The 19,516-nt window shown below is 63.4% G+C and carries 17 protein-coding genes; 6 read left to right on the top strand and 11 right to left on the bottom strand.

Annotation, left to right across the window (positions count from 1 at the left end):
• Nucleotides 1-161 precede the first annotated feature (161 nt).
• Entirely contained in the window at nucleotides 162-572 is a 411-nt protein-coding gene (locus tag CAG46_RS22995) for an SRPBCC family protein (RefSeq protein ID WP_085614833.1), read from the top strand.
• A 186-nt stretch (nucleotides 573-758) separates the two neighbouring features.
• Here the strand turns inward: CAG46_RS22995 and CAG46_RS23000 are convergent, their stop codons facing one another.
• From CAG46_RS23000 to CAG46_RS23015, 4 genes are all read right to left on the bottom strand, one after another.
• Nucleotides 759-1,757, bottom strand: a complete 999-nt coding sequence (locus CAG46_RS23000) for a transketolase family protein (RefSeq protein WP_015271019.1) — start codon at nucleotides 1,755-1,757, stop codon at nucleotides 759-761.
• The gene (locus tag CAG46_RS23005; protein WP_075045686.1) at nucleotides 1,754-2,602 is read right to left on the bottom strand and encodes a transketolase; all 849 of its coding nucleotides are present in this window, start codon (nucleotides 2,600-2,602) and stop codon (nucleotides 1,754-1,756) included. The genes CAG46_RS23000 and CAG46_RS23005 overlap by 4 nt, the downstream gene beginning before the upstream one ends.
• A 20-nt stretch (nucleotides 2,603-2,622) precedes the next feature.
• Nucleotides 2,623-3,921: an MFS transporter gene (locus CAG46_RS23010; protein ID WP_085614835.1), complete on the bottom strand. Its 1,299-nt coding sequence runs from the start codon at nucleotides 3,919-3,921 to the stop codon at nucleotides 2,623-2,625.
• Between the two features lie 75 nt (nucleotides 3,922-3,996).
• The gene (locus CAG46_RS23015) at nucleotides 3,997-4,746 is read right to left on the bottom strand and encodes an SDR family NAD(P)-dependent oxidoreductase (protein ID WP_013973349.1); all 750 of its coding nucleotides are present in this window, start codon (nucleotides 4,744-4,746) and stop codon (nucleotides 3,997-3,999) included.
• A gap of 197 nt (nucleotides 4,747-4,943) precedes the next feature.
• Here CAG46_RS23015 and CAG46_RS23020 point away from each other — a divergent pair, with 197 nt between their 5' ends.
• The gene (locus CAG46_RS23020; protein ID WP_085614837.1) at nucleotides 4,944-5,864 is read left to right on the top strand and encodes a LysR substrate-binding domain-containing protein; all 921 of its coding nucleotides are present in this window, start codon (nucleotides 4,944-4,946) and stop codon (nucleotides 5,862-5,864) included.
• A 176-nt stretch (nucleotides 5,865-6,040) separates the two neighbouring features.
• Here the strand turns inward: CAG46_RS23020 and CAG46_RS23025 are convergent, their stop codons facing one another.
• Together CAG46_RS23025 and CAG46_RS23030 are read right to left on the bottom strand one after the other, a co-directional pair.
• On the bottom strand, nucleotides 6,041-6,556 hold the full coding sequence (locus tag CAG46_RS23025) for a sigma factor-like helix-turn-helix DNA-binding protein (protein WP_085614839.1): 516 nt from the start codon (nucleotides 6,554-6,556) through the stop codon (nucleotides 6,041-6,043).
• A 437-nt stretch (nucleotides 6,557-6,993) separates the two neighbouring features.
• Entirely contained in the window at nucleotides 6,994-7,305 is a 312-nt protein-coding gene (locus CAG46_RS23030) for a DUF6124 family protein (protein WP_025339827.1), read from the bottom strand.
• A 130-nt stretch (nucleotides 7,306-7,435) separates the two neighbouring features.
• On the opposite strand from CAG46_RS23030, the gene CAG46_RS23035 reads away from it, so the two are divergent.
• The gene (locus tag CAG46_RS23035) at nucleotides 7,436-8,101 is read left to right on the top strand and encodes a S24 family peptidase (protein WP_085614841.1); all 666 of its coding nucleotides are present in this window, start codon (nucleotides 7,436-7,438) and stop codon (nucleotides 8,099-8,101) included.
• Nucleotides 8,102-8,187: 86 nt separating this feature from the next.
• Nucleotides 8,188-8,802, top strand: a complete 615-nt coding sequence (locus CAG46_RS23040) for a LexA family transcriptional regulator (RefSeq protein ID WP_085619590.1) — start codon at nucleotides 8,188-8,190, stop codon at nucleotides 8,800-8,802.
• 137 nt (nucleotides 8,803-8,939) lie between these two features.
• On the opposite strand, the gene CAG46_RS23045 is transcribed toward CAG46_RS23040, so the two are convergent.
• The 4 genes from CAG46_RS23045 to CAG46_RS23060 are packed head-to-tail and all read right to left on the bottom strand — an operon-like array spanning nucleotide 8,940 to nucleotide 14,498.
• On the bottom strand, nucleotides 8,940-10,892 hold the full coding sequence (locus tag CAG46_RS23045; protein ID WP_085614843.1) for an acetyl/propionyl/methylcrotonyl-CoA carboxylase subunit alpha: 1,953 nt from the start codon (nucleotides 10,890-10,892) through the stop codon (nucleotides 8,940-8,942).
• Complete coding sequence (locus CAG46_RS23050; protein ID WP_085614845.1) at nucleotides 10,889-11,704, bottom strand: gamma-carboxygeranoyl-CoA hydratase; 816 nt, start codon at nucleotides 11,702-11,704, stop codon at nucleotides 10,889-10,891. Before CAG46_RS23050 ends, CAG46_RS23045 begins: the two co-directional genes overlap by 4 nt.
• 3 nt (nucleotides 11,705-11,707) lie before the next feature.
• Nucleotides 11,708-13,315 carry a carboxyl transferase domain-containing protein gene (locus CAG46_RS23055; RefSeq protein WP_013973340.1) on the bottom strand — a complete coding sequence of 536 codons (1,608 nt, stop codon included), beginning with the start codon at nucleotides 13,313-13,315 and terminating at the stop codon, nucleotides 11,708-11,710.
• 19 nt (nucleotides 13,316-13,334) lie between these two features.
• Nucleotides 13,335-14,498, bottom strand: coding sequence for an isovaleryl-CoA dehydrogenase (locus tag CAG46_RS23060; protein ID WP_025339821.1), 1,164 nt, complete (start codon nucleotides 14,496-14,498; stop codon nucleotides 13,335-13,337).
• Nucleotides 14,499-14,818: 320 nt separating this feature from the next.
• Here CAG46_RS23060 and CAG46_RS23070 point away from each other — a divergent pair, with 320 nt between their 5' ends.
• Complete coding sequence (locus CAG46_RS23070; protein ID WP_085614847.1) at nucleotides 14,819-16,501, top strand: AMP-binding protein; 1,683 nt, start codon at nucleotides 14,819-14,821, stop codon at nucleotides 16,499-16,501.
• Nucleotides 16,502-17,072: 571 nt separating this feature from the next.
• Here CAG46_RS23070 and CAG46_RS28960 read toward each other — a convergent pair.
• Nucleotides 17,073-17,234: a hypothetical protein gene (locus tag CAG46_RS28960; RefSeq protein WP_178080721.1), complete on the bottom strand. Its 162-nt coding sequence runs from the start codon at nucleotides 17,232-17,234 to the stop codon at nucleotides 17,073-17,075.
• A 140-nt stretch (nucleotides 17,235-17,374) separates the two neighbouring features.
• Between CAG46_RS28960 and CAG46_RS23075 the strand changes: the two genes are divergently transcribed.
• Nucleotides 17,375-19,393, top strand: a complete 2,019-nt coding sequence (locus CAG46_RS23075) for an alpha-1,4-glucan--maltose-1-phosphate maltosyltransferase (protein WP_085614849.1) — start codon at nucleotides 17,375-17,377, stop codon at nucleotides 19,391-19,393.
• The last annotated feature ends 123 nt before the right edge of the window (nucleotides 19,394-19,516 follow it).

Raw genomic sequence — 19,516 nt, forward strand, 5'->3', positions numbered from 1 at the left:
GCCCTGAGCAAGGTGATCCCGATGGCCTTCTGGAATGACCTGCGCCAGCAGGGGCTGATCAACGCCCAGGCCCCGGTACCTGCTGTTTAAACCGATCTTTAAGGGCCGCTGCGCGGCCCTGCCTACCCGAATCAATGGGGCCACGCCCCGGGAGAATCATCATGGCAACTGCACAAGCTTCCATCACCCTGGCAACCGGTGCCAACCGCGTTTGGCAACTGATTGGCGGTTTCGACGCGCTGCCCGACTGGCTGCCGTTCATCCCTGAAAGCGCCCTGAGCGAAGGCGGCCGCGTACGCACCCTGAAGAGCGTGGCTGGCGACACCATCATCGAGCGCCTGCTGGACTTCAACGAAGCCGGCCGCAGCTACAGCTACACCATCCTCACGGGGCCGGCGCCGGTGCGTGACTACCAGTCGACCCTGCGCGTGGTGGCTGAAGGTAGCGGGTCTCGTGTGGAATGGTCCGGTTCGTTCGTGCCGGTGGGTGTCAGCGATGCTGAGGCAACTGCGTTGTTCGCTGGTATCTATGAAGACGGCCTGGCGGCGCTGAAGAAAGGGCTGGAAGGCTAATACCTGTCAGCTAAGTAATTGGGGGCCGCTTTGCGGCCCATCGCCGGCAAGCCAGCTCCCACAGGTACTGCGCAGAACTCAGGAGTTGCGCGATCTCTGTGGGAGCTGGCTTGCCGGCGATGGGCTGCGTAGCAGCCCCGTTAACGCTATCTTCGTTGCTTCAGAAAATGCTACCCATAACTGCGGTTAAAGCCACGCCTTGATTTGCCTGGACACAGCGTCAGTGGAGATCCCGTAACGGTCATGCAAGGTCGGAAGTGCACCCGCATCGAGAAATGCATCCGGTAGCGCGATCTGGCGGAAGGTTGGAGTGACCCCATTGCGCAACAGCACGCCCGCCACGGCCTCTCCCAGGCCGCCTATGATCGAGTGGTTTTCCGCAGTGACCACCAGGCGACCAGGCTTGCGTGCCTCGGCGAGGATGGTCTGCTCATCGAGCGGTTTGATGGTGGGTACATGCAGCACCGATACATCCACACCGTCCTTTTGCAGCTGCTCGGCAGCCTCCAGCGCACGCATGGTCATGAGGCCGCTGGCAATCAACAACACATCCCGGCCACCGCGCAGCACCTGTGCCTTGCCCAGCTGGAACTGGTAATCGTAGCGATCGAGCACCAAGGGTACGTTGCCGCGCAGCAGCCTCATGTAGACCGGCCCTTGATGGGCAGCGATCGCTGGCACAGCCTGTTCGATCTCAAGCGCATCGCAGGGGTCGACGATCATCAGGTTGGGCATCGCCCGGAAGATGGCCAGGTCATCCGTGGCCTGGTGGCTAGGACCATAACCGGTGGTCAGGCCAGGCAGCCCGCAGACGATCTTGACGTTGAGGTTCTCTTCTGCGATTGCCATGCAGATGAAGTCATAGGCCCGACGGGAAGCGAATACCGCATAGGTGGTGGCAAAGGGGGTCATGCCTTCCCGTGCCATGCCAGCAGCGGCGCTCATCAGCAATTGTTCGGCCATGCCCATTTGATAGAAGCGCTCGGGGTGGGCTTTGGCGAAGATGTGCAGGTCGGTGTACTTGGACAGGTCGGCACTTAGCCCAACTATATCCTGACGTTGCTCGGCAAGGCTTGCCAGGGCATGGCCAAACGGGGCAGGGCGGGTCGGCTGGCCGTCGGCGGCAATCGAAGCGATCATGGCCGATGTGGTCAGGCGTTTCTTGGGTGAGTTCACAGTGCTCATGCTTGGCTCCCGGCGTCCAGCGCCTTGAGGGCGAGGTCCCATTCGTTTTCATCGACGCGAATGAAGTGCGTCTTGTCGCGGTTTTCGAGGAAAGGCACGCCTTTGCCCATGCGGGTATCGCATATGATCACGCGCGGTTGCGCCCCGGTGTGGGCGCGGGCCTGGTCGAAGGCGCCGACCAGCGCATCCAGGTCATTGCCGTCCACGCGTTGAACGAACCAGCCAAAGGCTTGCCAACGGTCGACGATTGGCTCGAAGGCCAGTACCTCGCTGGAATGGCCATCCGCCTGCTGGTTGTTCACATCGATGATGGCGATCAGGTTGTCCAGGCGCCAATGGCTGGCCGACATGGCGGCCTCCCAGGTCGAGCCCTCGTTGAGCTCGCCATCGGACAGCAGGTTGTAGACCCAGCTGTCCGAACCCTTGCGTTTGAGCCCGAGGCAAGCGCCGACGGCGATGCCCAAGCCGTGGCCGAGCGAGCCACCGGTGATCTCCATGCCTGGGGTATAGGCAGCCATACCGGACATGGGCAAGCGGCTGTCGTCGCTACCGTAGGTTTCAAGCTCATCCTCTGGGATTACGCTGGCCTCGATCAGTGCGGCATAGAGGGCGATCGCGTAGTGCCCGATGGACAGGTAGAAACGGTCGCGCTGCTCCCATTCGGGGTTGCCGGGGTCGAGGCGCAGCGCATGGAAATACGCGACCGCCAGCAGGTCGGCGGCGCCCAGCGCCTGGCCGACATAGCCCTGGCCCTGGACTTGCCCCATGCGCAATGCGTGGCGGCGGATATTGCGAGCGCGCACAGCCAGAGGCAGCGCCTCGGTGTAGGTAGGCACAGCAGTCATTTAAGTGACTCCTTATCGAATCAACGATTGACCAGATGGGCCGGTACTCGCGACACCAGGAAGGCGCCAAACATGAGTACGGCTGTGATGAGATACATGCCGATGGCATTGCTGCCCAAGGTGGTAGTGACCCAGCCGATCAGGTACGGCGAGCAGAAACCGGCGAGGTTGGCAAAACTGTTCACCGCCGCGATGCCTGCTGCCGCCGAGACACCTCCCAGCAACGTGGTGGGCAGCATCCAGAACAGCGAGGAGGCGGACAGCACCCCTGCCGCAGCCAGGCACAAACTGAGGATCGACAGCGTCAGACTGCTGCCCAGTGCTGCGGCGAGGCTCAGGCCAAGTGCGCCGATCAGCATGGGGATCGCCAGGTGCCAGCGGCGTTCACGGTGACGGTCGCCACTGCGCCCGGCCAACAGCATCGCGACGATGGCACACAGGTACGGCAGGCTGGTCAGCAGGCCGATGTGCAAAGGTTCGCTGACGCCGGCATTACGTACCAGTGTGGGTAGCCAGAACGTGATTGCGTACTGGCCCATCACTACGCAGAAGTAGATGCCCGCTAGCAACCAGAGCCGACGGTCGCGGATGAAGTCGGCCACCGAGCCGTGGTTTACCTTGTGTTGCTCGTCTTCAGCCAGTTCCTTGCGCACCAGGGCTTTTTCTTCGTCGCTCAACCAGTGAGCCTGATCGACGCCATCCTTCAGGTAGCTCAGCACCAGAACGCCCACCAGTACCGTTGGGATGGCTTCGAGCAGGAACATCCACTGCCAGCCCGCCCAGCCGTGCACGCCGGCAAAGCGCTCCATGATCCAACCCGACAAGGGGCCACCGACCATGCCCGAGAGCGGAATCGCGATGAACCACAGCGCGGTCATCTTTGCCCGGCGGTAAGACGGGAACCAATAGGTCAGGTACAGCAGAAGCCCTGGTGCCAGGCCTGCTTCGGCGATCCCCAGCAAAAACCGCAGGGTATAGAATTGCCAGGCTGTCTCCACCAGGGCGAACATCGCCGAGATGATGCCCCAGGTGATCATGATGCGAGCGATCCAGCGTCGAGCGCCCACTTTGTGCAGAATGATGTTGCTGGGCACCTCGCAGAGAAAATAGCCAATGAAGAACATGCCGGCGCCCAGTCCGTAGACCGCTTCGGAAAGGGCCAGGTCGTCCATCATCTGCAGCTTCGCAAAGCCGACATTGACCCTGTCCAGATAGGCGCACAGGTAGCAGAGCATGAGAAAAGGCATCAGTCGCCAGGCCGTTTTACGGTAGGCACTGCTGCGCGCGGCGGATACCGCATCGAGCGCTAATGTGGTCATTCGTTCTGATCTCTTGTTGTTATCGAACGCGTGGCCTGCGCCGGGCTCGGGTGCAGGTCACGATGCACCGGGTGCTCAGTGGATGAGCATCCCGCCGTTGACATCCAGGGTAATGCCCGTCAGGTAGCTGGACAGGTCACTGGCCAGGAACAAAGCCGCATTGGCGACATCGCGCGCCTCACCCAGGCGGCCCAGCGGGATACCTTCGATGATGGCGTGACGGCGCTCATCCTGCATGAGGCCACCGGTGATGTCAGTGTGAATCAGGCCTGGTGTGATCGAGTTGACGCGAATATTGTCCGGTCCCAGTTCACGGGCCATCGCCTTGCCCAATCCAAGCACGCCAGCCTTCGCCGCGCTGTAGTGAGGGCCACCGAAGATGCCGCCACCACGCTGGGCAGACACAGAAGACATGCAGATGATGCTGCCAGCGCGTTGCGCCCGCATGGTTGGGATCACCGCCTGGGACATCAGCAAGGTGCCACGAAGGTTCACGTTGAGAATCCGGTCATAGTCAGCCCCTGTGATTTCCAGGGTTTTCACCGGTTGAGTGATGCCGGCGTTGTTTACCAGCACGTCGATCCGGCCGAATTGCGCGAGCACTTGAGCGATGGCATCACGCACTTGTGCTTCATCGGCAACGTTGGCAGCCACGCCGAGGTGGCCTTCGCCCAGTGAAGCGGCAGCCTCGGTTGCGGCAGAGGCGTCCAGGTCCAGGATCGCGACTTTGGCGCCCTGAGCGGCAAACGCCTGGGCTGTTGCGCGGCCGATGCCGCGGGCAGAGGCCGCGCCAGTGATCACGGCAAATTTTCCTGTTAACAGCATCGAAGGTGCTCCAGATGGTTGTTGTTGTGAGCGGCGGTTCCGGCAGAACCGATAGGCACAGCTTCGTCCGGGACAGCACCCCGAGCAACGCTGCCTCCTTCACCCGGTGCTGAAAAAAATTCAGCCCTCGACTTGTGCCTTGGGCTTACAGGAAGGTAAAAGCCTTGGTATCGCTTCGAATCTTTCAGGAAATGGTCATGAGCCTGGACATCCTCAGAAAATCGCCTCAGATCCCTTCCCTGAAAGCAATTCAGGCCTTCGAGCAAGTCGCTCGCTTCGGCAACGTTGCACGGGCCGCAGAGCAGTTGAACCTCACACCCTCTGCGGTGAGCCACCAGATCGCTAATCTGGAAGCCTTGATCGGTCGTCCATTGTTCATTCGCGAGGCGCGCGGTGTTGCATTGACCCCGGCCGGAGAGCAGTACCTGCGCGAGGTGTCAGGCATATTGCAAAGCCTGGCGACGGCCACCGAGCGCGCCGGCAACTCGGTGGGCTTCGATTGCTTGCGGCTTCATTCCGCGCCTAGCTTCGGCCTGCTCTGGTTGCTGCCGCGCCTGGACCATTTTCGGAACAGTCATCCGCAGATCCAGATCAACCTGTCGTGCTCCTACGAGTCGCTGCACTTCGGCCGCCATCAGATCGATCTGGATATCCGCCATGGCTACCCCAACTGGCCCAGCCTGGAAGTGCGCACCATCCGGCATGAGCGTGCAACTGTGCTGGCCTCGCCACAGCTTCTCGAGCGTACGCCTATCAAGCAGCCCAGCGATCTGCTGGGGCAGAACCTGATCCTGTCGGAAGCCGCATTGGTGCAATGGCCCCAATGGTTCGCCCAGCAAGGCGTGGCGTTGCCACAAACCCCCTACGCCCTGAGCTTCGATCGCTCCTACATGAGCCTGGAGGCCGCCAGCCATGGGTATGGGTTGGCCTTGGAGAGTTCCCTGCTGGCGCAGGACTATATCGCCCGGGGCGAGTTGGTACCGGTATTTGCGGAAGACTTGGCGACGCCCGTCAGTGCCCACCACCTGGTATTTCCGCGAGGCCATGCTGAAACCCCCAGGGTTCGACAATTCCTTGAATGGGTGCAGGGCCAGCTCGGTCATGACTTCAACTACTGAGAGCAGTTTGCACAACAGATGAACTGCGGTAGGGGCCGGCTATCAAGTCAGCAGAAGGCTGGATAGCACCAGAACTCAACGGTAATAAGTGGCAAGGGAAAAGCCCTACAACTCTATCGGAAGTAACAAACGAGCCATCCGCGGTGAAAACGATAACGGTGTCGCGCAGGTGTTGATCAGGCCCAGAAACCAAACAGCACCAACGCCGCCACGCCAAGCCCGACCGCAACCGAACAGCCGCCCAACGACAGTGCCGCCCGACCTTGCCGGTACCAACCATCCTGGCCCAGCTGCCGTGCCGGTGCCAACAGGCTGCGCCAGTGCAGTTCCGTGTCATGAAACGCCTGCAAGTTCGCCATGTCCGCATCCAGCCAACGGCGAAAATCGATCCGCTCGCACACCGTCACCTGTGGGCTCTGCAAGCGCACATACCATTGCCCGGCAACACTCGCCAGCACATCCCGGCGCGAGCGACCGGCCTGCAGTGCCTGGTCCATGTGCCGCTCGATGCTCGCCAATGGCAGGTCGAGGCGGGCGGCGATGCTGGCGAAGTCCAGTTGGTCGAGGCGGTTGAGCAGGAATACCTGTTGCACACGCCGTGGCAGGCGTCTCAGGGCGTGCAGCAGGGCGTCGTCGGCATGATGTTCGGCAGCAGGGGTTGGGTGCTCAAGGGGCAGCAGCAGACGGGTCATGGACAGCTCCTTGCTCTATGGAGGGGGAGGGATGGGGGCATCTTCCGTGATGCGTGATCAGCGTAGGCGAAACGAGATTGATTCTCAAGTGCTGATTCCGCAAAGTTTTGTAATGAGCGTTCACGCCCTGAAACACCTTTGCTATCATGCGCGCCATCACGATCTTCATTAGCCTGAAGAGCCAAAAAAAAGACCCAGCAAAAAGCTGGGTCAAAAACCGTGATTAGCCTGATGAGGAGATAATCTGAGAGCGACCTAAGCTCCAGGTTATCCAGCAGATCTCGCGATCAGCTGAGTGCAATAATAATCGTTATCATTTGCCAGTCAAATGAATTTTCGCTAATCCGGTAAAAAAGTTTTACCGGTGCGCTTCCTTGTCCCGGCAATCGGGGCCTTCGCCGTTACCCGGCCATCACGTTCTCTCCCTTCTTTCTTGTTTACAAACCCGACTCCACGGTGCGTTTGTGCTCGAGCAGTGCGCGCGCCATGTCCATCATGTGCATCAGGGCAAAGGTCAGTTCGCGCTGGCTGCCGTGCTGGTGGGTGGCGGTTTCCTGTGCGGTGGCGGCGGCGCAGCGCAGCAGGGCGATGGCGTGTTCCTGGGCCTGGTCGCCGGTTACACCCTCGTGCAGGGTCCAGATCCTGTTGTCCAGGGTGGGGCGCGGCGGGTTGGGGTTGAGGTAGTAGTCGAGGGCGCGGCGGGCGGCTTCGCTGTCGAGATCTGTTTCGTCGTTTTTCGGTGGTTTCATCCTGATACCTGCTAACACCAGTAGGGAAAGGGTTCAGGTCGATACTAATACCTAAAGTATTTTTGTGCTTTCCGATAAATAATACTGAATGTTTATTGAGCGCTAGAAGGCAGTCCGTATCGTGCCAGCGATGAATATGGATAAATGGATTGCCCTCGTCCGGGACCGGATGGAGGAGCTAGGGCTCACTCAAGAGCAGCTTGCCGAGCGCGTTGGCGTGTCTCAAGGCAGCGTGGGGCATTGGGTGAACAAGCGGCGTCAGCCGAAGATCGAGTCGATGAATCGCACATTCGTCGAGATTGGCATGCCCCATTACAACGTCAGCCTACAGTTGCGCATAGTTGGTCAGGTTGGCGAGGAGCGTGGCATTTACGAGGTCGATGACTCCGATGATGACCTGGACCTCATGCAATACATCGTGTGCTTCCGCTACCCGGTGCTGGGCTGGGATGAGCTAGGTATCGCAGATGGGGCGGAGCCAGGTGTGTTCGAGCAGACGGACTACCTGGCCCAAGGCAAGGCGTTCTGGCTGACTGTCGAGAATGATGCGATGAGTGCCGCCAGTGGCCGCAGTGTGCCGCAGGGCATGCGGATGTTGGTGGACCCTGGGGTAGATGCCGAGCCAGGGCGTCTGGTTATCGCTCGTCAGCCGGGCAAACCGGCGATTTTCCGTGAGTTGGCGGAGGAAGGTGGGCAACGGTACCTGAAGGCACTCAACAGCAACTACCCGGCGCTGTTGTGTGAGGAAGGCTGCGAGTTTCTGGGTGTGGTCGTGCGAGTGCATGGCTCCTTCTAGATTGCCGGGGCTGCTGCGCAGCCCTTTCGCGACACAAGGCCGCTCCTACAGGGATGGCGCAAGTCTTGGAGCCGCAGTATCCGCTCATGGAAAACTGGATCGCATTTCTCAAGCGCTACAAGCGTGAACACAACCTCAGCCAGCTCAAGCTGGCCGAACGCCTGGGGATGACACAGGGCGGCGTAGGGCATTGGTTGCGCGGTACACGGCGGCCGACACTGGAGACCATCAACGAAAAGCTCGAGAAGCTTGGGTTGGTGTCTCTTGAGGCCCAAGTCATGGTGGTCGAGCGTGGCATTGCGTCTGAAGCCTCAGGGGGTAGTACGAGCTATCGTTTCCCCGTGCTGAGCTGGGCCGATTTGCAGGGGCCTTTGCCTGAGGCGAGCAAATCCCATGAACAGACGGACTATATGCCCGCCGGCAATGCCTTCTGGCTGATGGTGGAAAACGACTCGATGAATGCCGCCAATGGCAGGAGCGTGCCTGTGGGTATGCGTGTGCTGGTGGATACTGGCCTTCCGGCAGAGCCCGGTCGGTTGGTGATTGCGCGGCAGCCCGGGCGGCCGGCAGTGTTGCGGCAGTTGGTCGAGGAGGGCGGAGACAGGATGCTCAATCCGCTGAATACGCGCTATCCGACAGTCCTGTGTGAGGAAGGCTGCGAGTTTCTGGGTGTGGTCGTGCGAGTGCATGGCTCCTTCTAGATTGCCGGGGCTGCTGCGCAGCCCTTTCGCGACACAAGGCCGCTCCTACAAGTACCGCACCAACCTCAGGGCATGCACCGTACCTGTAGGAGCGGCCTTGTGTCGCGAAAGGGCCGCAAAGCGGCCCCCCAGGAGTCTTACTCCGCCAGTTCGACCAGCACCGTCCCTTCGCTGACCATATCCCCTTCCTGGCAGAACAACGCCTTCACCGTGCCGCCATGCGGCGCGCGAATGCTGTGCTCCATCTTCATGGCCTCCAGCACTACCAGCGCCGTACCTGCTTCCACCACCTGCCCAGGCTCCACCAGCACCCGTACGATGCTGCCGTTCATGGGCGCGCCCAGGCCGCCCTGGTGGCTGTGGCTGGCCTCGGCCTCGGCAATCGGGTCGAAGGCTTCGATGGCATGCATCTCGCCATCCCACTGCAAGTACAACGTGCCACCGCGGCGGATCGCCAGATGCTGGCGACGCACGCCAGCCTGGTCATGCACCAACTGCTCGCCCACTAGTTGCCAGGTAGACGCAGCGCTGCGTTCCAGGGCAACCGCCTGGTCCTGCCCACCACTCGCCAGGTGCAGGCTGCTGCGCGCCGGCAGGCCCAGGCGCAGGCCGTTGCGCTCGGCCCACGGCGAACTGCGGTCGTCCTCCCGCTGATGTGCGGCCTGGCCTTGCAACCAGGCCTCGGCCGCGGCTTCCCAGAAGCCTGCCGGCAGCGCTCGAGGCGCGGGCAGCAAAACCTCCTGGTGACGCGGAATGAAGCCAGTATCCAACTCCGCTGCAGCAAACGCCGGGTGGGCGAGAATGCGCCGCAGGAAGGCGATGTTGGTCTTCAACCCGCCAATGGCAAACTCGTCGAGCATGGCCAGCAAGCGCAGGCGCGCCTGCTCGCGGTCTTCGCCCCAGGCGATCAGCTTGCCCAGCATCGGGTCGTAGAACGGCGACACCACATCACCTTCGCTGACCCCGCTGTCCACCCGCCGCCCTTCGCCGGCTGCCGACTCGCGGTACAGCGCCAGCTTGCCGGTCGCGGGCAGGAATTCGTTGGCCGGGTCCTCGGCATACAGGCGCACTTCGATGGCATGGCCGATCAGCGGCACCTGTTCCTGGGTGATCGGCAGGGCCTCGCCGCAGGCCACGCGAATCTGCCAGGCCACCAGGTCGAGCCCGGTAATGGCCTCGGTGACCGGGTGCTCCACCTGCAGGCGGGTGTTCATCTCCATGAAGAAGAACTCGCCACGGGCATCGAGCAGGAACTCCACGGTGCCTGCACCCACGTAGCCGATGGCCTGGGCCGCGCGTACCGCCGCTTCACCCATGGCCCGGCGCAATTCGGCCGACAGGCCTGGCGCAGGGGCTTCTTCCACCACCTTCTGGTGGCGGCGCTGGATCGAACAGTCACGCTCGTTGAGGTACAGGCAGTTGCCGTGCTGGTCGGCGAATACCTGGATTTCCACATGGCGAGGCTTGAGCACGTACTTTTCCACCAGCATGCGCGCATCGCCGAACGACGACTGCGCCTCACGCTGGGCCGAGGCCAGGGCGTCGGCCAGCTGGCTTTCTTCCTCGACCACTTTCATGCCCTTGCCACCGCCGCCAGCGCTGGCCTTGAGCAGCACCGGGTAGCCGATGCGTTCGGCGGCGGCGCGGAAGGTGTCCAGGTCCTGGGCTTCGCCGTGGTAGCCCGGCACCAGTGGCACGCCAGCGGCTTCCATCAGTGCCTTGGCCGCCGACTTGCTGCCCATGGCGTCGATGGCGCTGGCCGGTGGGCCGAGGAAGATCAACCCGGCCTCTTCGATGGCGCGGGCGAAGCCTGCGTTCTCGGACAGGAAGCCATAGCCCGGGTGGATGGCCTGAGCGCCGCTGGCCTTGGCTGCGGCCAGCAGCTTGTCGACCAGCAGGTAGCTTTCGGCAGCCTTGGTGCCGCCGAGGTCGACGCGGATATCGGCTTCGCGGCTGTGCCGGGCATCACGGTCGGTGGCGCTGTGCACGGCCACGGTAGTCAGGCCCATGGCCTTGGCGGTGCGCATCACCCGGCAGGCGATTTCGCCGCGGTTGGCGACCAGCAGGGTGGTCAAAGCGGGGCGGCTCATGGGCGCGGCTCCTTCTTGTCGTCGATTTGCCAGGCAGGGCGGCGTTTTTCCAGGAAGGCGCGCAGGCCCTCCTGGCCTTCGGCGCTGACGCGGATGCGGGCGATGGTGTTTTCGCAGTAGCGGCGCAGGGCCGGGCTGAGTTCGCCGTCGTCCACTTCACGCAGCAGGTCCTTGGTGGCGCGCAGCGCTTGCGGGCTGTTTTGCAGCAGGTTGTTCACCCAGGTTTCGACCTGGGCGTCCAGTTCGCTGGCCGGGTAGACCTCGGCCAGCAGGCCCAGCTCGCGGGCCCGCACGCCGCTGAAGCGCTCGGCGGTGAGGGCATAGCGACGTGCGGCACGCTCGCCGATGGCCTTGACCACGAACGGGCTGATCACTGCCGGGGCCAGGCCGATGCGTACTTCCGACAGGCACAGCTGAGCGTCTTCGGCACCGATGGCCATGTCGCAGCAACTGATCAGGCCCAGCGCGCCGCCAAAGGCCGCGCCTTGCACCACGGCCAGGGTCGGCGCCTTGAGGCGGTGCAGGGCATACATCAGCTCGCCCAGCTCGCGGGCATCATCCAGGTTGGTGTTGAAGTCCAGCTGCGCCGACTGCTGCATCCAGGCCAGATCGGCGCCGGCGCTGAAGTGCCGGCCGCGGCCGCGCAGCAGCACGAAGCGCAGGCTGGTGTCCTCGGCCAACTGGTCGAGGGCGACGATCAGCTCGCGGATCATCAAGGCGTTGAAGGCGTTGTTCTTGTCCTCGCGGCTCAGCCACAGGGTGGCGAAGCCGCGCGGGTCGCGGATCACTTCGAGGGTGCTGAAATCGCTCATGGGTCACATCCGGAAAATGCCGAAGCGGCTCTGTTCGATCGGTGCGTTCAGCGCGGCGGACAACGCCAGGCCGAGCACGTCGCGGGTCTGTGCCGGGTCGATGACACCGTCGTCCCACAGGCGGGCGCTGGAGTAGTAGGGGTGGCCCTGGTGCTCGTACTGGTCGAGGATCGGCTGCTTGAGCCTGGCTTCGTCTTCGGCGCTGAACGGGTGGCCACTGCGCTCGCTCTGTTCGCGCTTGACTTGGGCCAGCACGCCGGCGGCCTGTTCGGCCCCCATCACGCCAATCCGCGCGTTGGGCCACATCCACAGGAAGCGCGGGTCGTAGGCACGGCCGCACATGCCGTAGTTGCCGGCGCCAAAGCTGCCGCCGATGATCACCGTGAACTTTGGCACCTGGGCGCAGGCCACGGCGGTGACCAGCTTGGCGCCGTGCTTGGCGATGCCGCCTTCTTCGTACTTCTTGCCCACCATGAAGCCGGTGATGTTCTGCAGGAACAGCAGCGGGATGCCGCGCTGGCAGGCCAGTTCGATGAAGTGCGCGCCTTTTTGCGCGGCCTCGGCGAACAGGATGCCGTTGTTGGCGAGGATCGCCACCGGGTAGCCGTGCAGGTGGGCGAAGCCGCACACCAGGGTGGTACCGAACAGCGCCTTGAACTCGTCGAACACCGAGCCGTCGACCAGGCGCGCGATCACCTCGCGCACGTCGAACGGTTGCTTGGCGTCGGCCGGCACCACGCCATACAGCTCATCGGCGGCATACAGCGGTGCCACCGGGGCCAGGCGCTGCAGCTTGCCCAGCTTGTGCCAGTTGAGGTTGGCCACGCTGCGTCGGGCCAGGGCCAGGGCGTGTTCGTCGTTGTCGGCATAGTGGTCGGCCACGCCGCTGGTGCGGCAGTGCACATCGGCGCCGCCGAGGTCTTCGGCGCTCACCACTTCACCGGTGGCGGCCTTTACCAGTGGGGGGCCGGCGAGGAAGATGGTCGCTTGCTGGCGCACCATGATCGCTTCGTCGGCCATCGCGGGTACGTAGGCACCGCCGGCAGTGCACGAGCCCATCACCACGGCAATCTGCGGAATGCCCAGTGCGCTCATGTTGGCCTGGTTGAAGAAGATCCGCCCGAAGTGTTCGCGGTCGGGGAACACTTCGTCCTGGCGTGGCAGGTTGGCGCCGCCGGAGTCCACCAGGTAGATGCACGGCAGGCGGTTCTGCAGGGCGATGGTCTGCGCACGCAGGTGCTTCTTCACCGTCAGCGGGTAGTAGGAACCTCCTTTGACCGTGGCGTCGTTGGCCACGATCATGCATTCCACGCCTTCGACGCGGCCGATGCCGGCGATCACGCCCGCAGCGGGCACGTCTTCGCCATATACCTCATGGGCAGCCAGTTGGCCGATTTCGAGGAACGGCGAGCCCGGGTCCAGCAGGCGGTCGATACGCTCGCGCGGCAGCAGCTTGCCACGCGAAGTGTGCCGCTCCTGGGCCTTGGGCCCACCGCCCTGGGCCACTTGGGCGAGCAGGCCGCGCAGGGCCTGGACCTGTTCGAGCATGGCCGCGCTGTTGCCGGCGAACTCCGCCGAACGCGGGTTGATCTGGGTGTGCAAGGTAGCCATGTGCGCCCGTCCCTTGTGCTCAGCGGGTTTCGTTGAACAGTTCGCGACCGATCAGCATCCGGCGGATTTCGCTGGTGCCGGCACCGATCTCGTACAGCTTGGCGTCGCGCAGCAGGCGGCCTGCCGGGAATTCGTTGATATAGCCGTTGCCGCCGAGAATCTGGATCGCCTCCAGGGCCATTTGCGTGGCGCGCTCGGCGGTGTACAGGATCACCCCGGCGGCGTCCTTGCGGGTGGTCTCGCCACGGTCGCAGGCCTGGGCCACGGCATACAGGTAGGCGCGGCTGGCGTTGAGCTGGGTGTACATGTCGGCGATCTTGCCCTGGATCAGCTGGAACTCGCCGATGCTCTGGCCGAACTGCTTGCGGTCGTGAATGTAGGGCACCACCAGGTCCATGCAGCTTTGCATGATGCCGGTCGGGCCGCCGGACAGTACCACGCGCTCGTAGTCCAGGCCGCTCATCAGCACGCGCACGCCACCATTGAGCTGGCCGAGGATGTTTTCTTCCGGCACTTCGACGCCGTCGAAGAACAGCTCGCAGGTGTTGGAACCACGCATGCCCAGCTTGTCGAACTTGTTGCTGCGGCTGAAGCCTTTCCAGTCACGCTCGACGATGAACGCAGTGATGCCGTGCGCACCCTTGTCCAGGTCGGTCTTGGCGTAGATCACGTAGGTGTTGGCGTCCGGGCCGTTGGTGATCCAGGTCTTGCTGCCGTTGAGCACGTAGTGGTCGCCGCGCTTTTCCGCGCGCAGCTTCATCGATACCACGTCGGAACCGGCGTTGGGCTCGCTCATGGCCAGGGCGCCGATGTGCTCGCCGCTGATCAGCTTGGGCAGGTACTTGAGCTTCTGCTCGTGGCTGCCGTTGCGGTTGATCTGGTTGACGCAGAGGTTGGAGTGGGCACCGTAGGACAGGGCCACCGAGGCCGAGCCACGGCTGATTTCTTCCATCGACACCACGTGGGCCAGGTAGCCCAGGCCGGCACCGCCGTATTCTTCCGGCACGGTGATGCCCAGCAGGCCCATGTCGCCGAACTTGCGCCACATGTCGGCCGGGAACAGGTTGTCGTGGTCGATTTGCGCGGCGCGCGGGGCCAGTTCGGCGGCGACGAAGGTGCGCACCTGGTCGCGGAGCATGTCGATGGTTTCGCCCAGGGCGAAGTTCAGGGTGGGGTAATGCATGCTGGGGCACCTTGTTGTTCTTGAAATTGGGTAACACCGTAGCTCAAGGGCTATCCACCGGCCCTGTGGGAGCGGGTTTACCCGCGAATGCGTCAGCAGGGCTACCGTCATTGCCTGGATGATCGCATTCGCGGGTAAACCCGCTCCCACAGGGTCGGTGGTGCGCCGACAAACCCGATGTCGTTTTCACCTTTACGTTAACGTAAACCTGCATACGCTCACTGTCAATCGACTCATCACCTTTACGTAAACGTAAATCTGCGCCAGAGTATTCCCGCTTGCTTCAGTCGTGCCCAGAACAACCACAAGAAGGGACACCCATGAGTCAACCAAGCTATACCCGCGGTCGCCAGGACCAAGCCTTGCTGACCCAGACCATCGGCCAGGCCTTCGACGCCACCGTGGCCCGTTGTGCCGACGGCGAGGCCCTGGTGTCGCGCCATCAGGGCCTGCGCTACAGCTGGCGGCAGTTGGCCGAGCAGGTCGAGGTGCATGCTCGTGCCCTGATGACCCTGGGCGTGAACACCGGCGATCGGGTCGGCATCTGGTCGCCCAACTGCGCCCAGTGGTGCATCCTGCAGTTGGCCAGCGCCAAGGTCGGCGCGATTCTGGTCAACATCAACCCGGCCTACCGCGTGGGCGAGCTGGAATACGTGCTGCGCCAGTCCGGTTGCCGCTGGCTGGTGTGTGCCGATGCCTTCAAGACCTCCGACTACCACGCCATGGTCCAGGAACTGGCGCCGGAGCTGGCCAGCGCCACCCCGGGTGAAATGGCCAGTGAACGCCTGCCCGACCTGCGCGGTGTGGTCAGCCTGGCCGCCAACCCGCCGGCAGGCTTCCTGCCTTGGCAAGCGCTGGCCGAGCGGGCAGGGCAGACCTGCGTCGAGGCTTACGCGAAGCGCCAGCAAAGCCTGCAGTTCGACCAGCCGGTGAACATCCAGTACACCTCCGGCACCACCGGCGCACCGAAGGGCGCCACGCTCAGCCACTACAACATCCTCAACAACGGTTTCATGGTCGGCGAAAGCCTGGGCCTGACCGCACGCGACCGCATGGTGATCCCGGTGCCGCTGTACCACTGCTTCGGCATGGTCATGGCCAACCTCGGCTGCATCACCCACGGCAGCACCATGATCTACCCCAACGACGCCTTCGACGCCGAGCTCACCCTGCGCGCCGTGGCCGAAGAGCGCGCCAGCATTCTCTATGGCGTGCCAACCATGTTCATCGCCATGCTCGACCACCCCGCGCGCGCGCAAATGGACCTGTCGACCCTGCGCAGCGGCATCATGGCCGGCGCCACCTGCCCGATCGAGGTGATGCGCCGGGTCATCGACCAGATGCACATGGCCGAAGTGCAGATTGCCTACGGCATGACCGAAACCAGCCCGGTGTCGTTGCAGACCGGCCCGGACGACGACCTGGAGCTGCGCGTGACCACCGTCGGCCGCACCCAGCCGCAGCTGGAGAACAAGCTGGTGGATGCCGACGGCTGCATCGTCCCGCGCGGCGAGATCGGCGAGCTGTGCACCCGCGGCTACAGCGTGATGCTCGGCTACTGGGACAACCCCCAGGCCACGGCAGATGCCATCGACCCGGCCGGCTGGATGCATTCGGGCGACCTGGCGGTGATGGACGAGCACGGCTATGTGCGCATTGTCGGGCGCAACAAGGACATGATCATTCGCGGCGGCGAGAACATCTACCCGCGTGAACTGGAAGAGTTCTTCTACACCCACCCGGCGGTGGCTGATGCGCAGGTGGTCGGCATCCCGTGCAGCCGTTATGGCGAGGAGATCGTCGCCTGGATCAAGCTGCACCCGGGGCACAGTGCCACGGTCGAGGAACTGCAGGGCTGGTGCAAGGCGCGCATTGCCCACTTCAAGGTGCCGCGGCATATCCGCTTTGTCGACGAGTACCCGATGACGGTGACCGGCAAGGTGCAGAAGTTCCGCATGCGGGAGATCAGTGTGGCGGAGATATCGGCTTTAATTGCTGGTTGATGTATTGATGCTGCCGGCCCTTTCGCGGGTGAACCCGCTCCCACAGGTACAGCGCCGCGTTCGAGGTCGGCGCGGTCCCTGTGGGAGAAGTTCCGCATGCGGGAGATCAGTGTGGCGGAGATATCGGCTTTAATTGCTGGTTGATGTATTGATGCTGCCGGCCCTTTCGCGGGTGAACCCGCTCCCACAGGTACAGCGCCGCGTTCGAGGTCGGCGCGGTCCCTGTGGGAGAAGTTCCGCATGCGGGAGATCAGTGTGGCGGAGATATCGGCTTTAACTGCTGGTTGATGTATTGATGCTGCCGGCCCTTTCGCGGGTGAACCCGCTCCCACAGGCACAGCGCCGCGTTCGAGGTCGGCGCGGTCCCTGTGGGAGAAGTTCCGCATGCGGGAGATCAGTGTGGCGGAGATATCGGCGGTTACTGCTGGTTGATGTGCTGATGCTACCGGCCCTTTCGCGGGTAAACCCGCTCCCACAGCTATAGCGCCGCGTTCGAGGTCGGCGCGGTCCCTGTGGGAGCGGGTTCACCCGCGAAAGGGCCGGTCCTGCCTATGTCGATCCTGGTCTACCCTTAAGCCTTCACCGGTGGTTCCTGGTTCGGCGGGTCGCCCACTGTCGGCGGCACGGTCGGTTTGATCGGCAGTTCGTCCGGGTCTTCCTCCGGCACGGGCGGCGGCAGGCTCGGGTCGTCGATGTTGGGATCGGGAGTCTCCGGTGGAATGGGAATGTTCATGGCCTGACCTCGCTTGGGTAATTGAAGAGGTGCTGCAGGCTTCGACCCCTGGCAGCTGCCGTTCGCTCAATTTTTTTGAACCCCACGCCTGTGCCCGGCTCTGAACCCTTACCGCCACCAGCCTGAGGGAGCAAGGTCCGATGTCACGAAACGAGCCCTTCGAAAGCGTGCCCATGGCCAACGATCACCCGGACCAGGCCATCAGCCTGTCCCAGGCGCTGCTGGCGCCGCGCATCGTGATCGAAGACACCCAACCCGTGCTCGAAGCCGGCACCTTCGCCGCCAAGGCCATCAGCGGCCAACCGGTGGCGGTCAGCAGCAAGGTCTACAGCGACGGCCACGATCGCCTGGCGGTGATGCTCAACTGGCGCCAGGCCCACAGCCGGCGCTGGCATTGCATACCCATGCACTCGCCGGGCAACGACCTGTGGCTGGCCGAGTTCACCCCCACCGAACTGGGCCCGCACCTGTTCAGCATCGAGGCCTGGATCGACCCGTTCGCTACCTATTGCCACGACCTGGAGAAGAAGTACCACGCCGGTGTCGAGGTTCGGCTGGAGCTGGAAGAAGGCCGATTGATGCTGGGCAAGGGCATCGAGCTGTGCAACGGTGCCCTGCGCGAGGAGCTCCAGGCCTTGCAGCAGCGCCTGCCCACGCTGAATGCCGACGACCAGGTGGCGCTGTTTCTCGACCCCGCCACCGCCCGCCTGATGAGCGATGCCGAGCACCGCAGCTACCTGGCCCGCAGCCGCGAATTCCCCGTCGATGTCGACCGCCCGGCCGCGCAGTTCGCCAGTTGGTACGAGCTGTTCCCGCGCTCGATCACCGACAGCCCCGAGCGCCACGGCACCTTCAATGATGTGCACGAGCGCCTGCCGATGATCCGCGACATGGGCTTCGACGTGCTGTACTTCCCGCCCATCCATCCGATCGGCATACAGCACCGCAAGGGCCGCAACAACGCCCTCACGGCAGAGCCCGGCGACCCGGGCAGCCCGTATGCCATCGGCAGCGCGGAAGGCGGCCACGAGGCGATTCACCCGCAGCTGGGCAGCCGCGACGACTTCCGCCGCCTGGTGGCCGCAGCGGCCGAGCATGGCCTGGAAATCGCCCTCGACTTCGCCATCCAGTGTTCCCAGGACCACCCCTGGCTCAAGGAGCACCCCGGCTGGTTCAGCTGGCGACCGGACGGCACTATCCGCTATGCCGAGAACCCGCCGAAGAAGTACCAGGACATCGTCAACGTCGATTTCTATGCACCCGAGGCCGTGCCGTCGTTGTGGCTGGCCCTGCGCGACGTGGTGGTCGGCTGGGTCGAGGAGGGGGTGAAAACCTTCCGCGTCGACAACCCGCACACCAAGCCACTGCCGTTCTGGCAATGGCTGATCGCCAATGTGCGCAGCCAGCACCCCGAGGTCATCTTCCTCGCCGAAGCCTTCACCAAGCCGGCGATGATGGCCCGCCTGGGCAAGGTCGGGTACGCGCAGAGCTATACCTACTTCACCTGGCGCAACCACAAACAGGAACTGCGCGAGTACTTCGAGCAGCTCAACCAGCCGCCATGGAGCCAGTGCTACCGGCCCAACTTCTTCGTCAACACCCCCGACATCAACCCGTACTTCCTGCACACCTCCGGCCGTGCCGGCTTCCTCATCCGCGCGGCGCTGGCCACCATGGGTTCGGGGCTGTGGGGCATGTACTCGGGCTTCGAACTGTGCGAAGGCACACCGCTGCCGGGCAAGGAGGAGTACCTGGATTCGGAGAAGTACGAAATTCGCCCGCGCGACTTCAGCCAGCCCGGCAACATCATTGCCGAGATCGCCCAGCTCAACCGTATCCGCCGGCAGAACCGCGCCTTGCAGACCCACCTGGGCGTGGCGTTCTTCAACTGCTGGAACGACAACATCCTGTACTTCGCCAAGCGCACGCCCGAGCGCGACAACTACATCCTGGTGGCAATCAGCCTCGACCCGCACAACGCCCAGGAGGCGCATTTCGAGCTGCCGCTGTGGGAGCTGGGGCTGGATGACAACGCCGAAACCCTGGGTGAAGACCTGATGAATGGGCATCGCTGGTCGTGGTACGGCAAGACCCAATGGATGCGCATCGAACCCTGGCATCTGCCGTTCGGTATCTGGCGCATCGAAAAGGCCCGTTAGCAAGGTACACGCCATCCCCTGTGGGAGCGGGCGTGCCCGCGAAGCAGGCGCCGCGGAGCATGGCACCGGCTTCGCCGGTGTTCGCGGGTAAACCCGCTCCCACAGGGATCGTGTCAAATCAGT

This window comes from Pseudomonas sp. B23(2017) (assembly GCF_002113725.1).
GTDB classification, from domain to species: Bacteria; Pseudomonadota; Gammaproteobacteria; order Pseudomonadales; family Pseudomonadaceae; genus Aquipseudomonas; species Aquipseudomonas putida_Z.

Coding starts and splice junctions, on each gene's coding strand:
- CAG46_RS22995 (WP_085614833.1), top strand. CDS start 162: ATGGCAACTGCACAAGCTTCCATCACCCTGGCAACCGGTGCCAACCGC.
- CAG46_RS23000 (WP_015271019.1), bottom strand. CDS start 1,757: ATGAGCACTGTGAACTCACCCAAGAAACGCCTGACCACATCGGCCATG.
- CAG46_RS23005 (WP_075045686.1), bottom strand. CDS start 2,602: ATGACTGCTGTGCCTACCTACACCGAGGCGCTGCCTCTGGCTGTGCGC.
- CAG46_RS23010 (WP_085614835.1), bottom strand. CDS start 3,921: ATGACCACATTAGCGCTCGATGCGGTATCCGCCGCGCGCAGCAGTGCC.
- CAG46_RS23015 (WP_013973349.1), bottom strand. CDS start 4,746: ATGCTGTTAACAGGAAAATTTGCCGTGATCACTGGCGCGGCCTCTGCC.
- CAG46_RS23020 (WP_085614837.1), top strand. CDS start 4,944: ATGAGCCTGGACATCCTCAGAAAATCGCCTCAGATCCCTTCCCTGAAA.
- CAG46_RS23025 (WP_085614839.1), bottom strand. CDS start 6,556: ATGACCCGTCTGCTGCTGCCCCTTGAGCACCCAACCCCTGCTGCCGAA.
- CAG46_RS23030 (WP_025339827.1), bottom strand. CDS start 7,305: ATGAAACCACCGAAAAACGACGAAACAGATCTCGACAGCGAAGCCGCC.
- CAG46_RS23035 (WP_085614841.1), top strand. CDS start 7,436: ATGAATATGGATAAATGGATTGCCCTCGTCCGGGACCGGATGGAGGAG.
- CAG46_RS23040 (WP_085619590.1), top strand. CDS start 8,188: ATGGAAAACTGGATCGCATTTCTCAAGCGCTACAAGCGTGAACACAAC.
- CAG46_RS23045 (WP_085614843.1), bottom strand. CDS start 10,892: ATGAGCCGCCCCGCTTTGACCACCCTGCTGGTCGCCAACCGCGGCGAA.
- CAG46_RS23050 (WP_085614845.1), bottom strand. CDS start 11,704: ATGAGCGATTTCAGCACCCTCGAAGTGATCCGCGACCCGCGCGGCTTC.
- CAG46_RS23055 (WP_013973340.1), bottom strand. CDS start 13,315: ATGGCTACCTTGCACACCCAGATCAACCCGCGTTCGGCGGAGTTCGCC.
- CAG46_RS23060 (WP_025339821.1), bottom strand. CDS start 14,498: ATGCATTACCCCACCCTGAACTTCGCCCTGGGCGAAACCATCGACATG.
- CAG46_RS23070 (WP_085614847.1), top strand. CDS start 14,819: ATGAGTCAACCAAGCTATACCCGCGGTCGCCAGGACCAAGCCTTGCTG.
- CAG46_RS28960 (WP_178080721.1), bottom strand. CDS start 17,234: ATGAACATTCCCATTCCACCGGAGACTCCCGATCCCAACATCGACGAC.
- CAG46_RS23075 (WP_085614849.1), top strand. CDS start 17,375: ATGTCACGAAACGAGCCCTTCGAAAGCGTGCCCATGGCCAACGATCAC.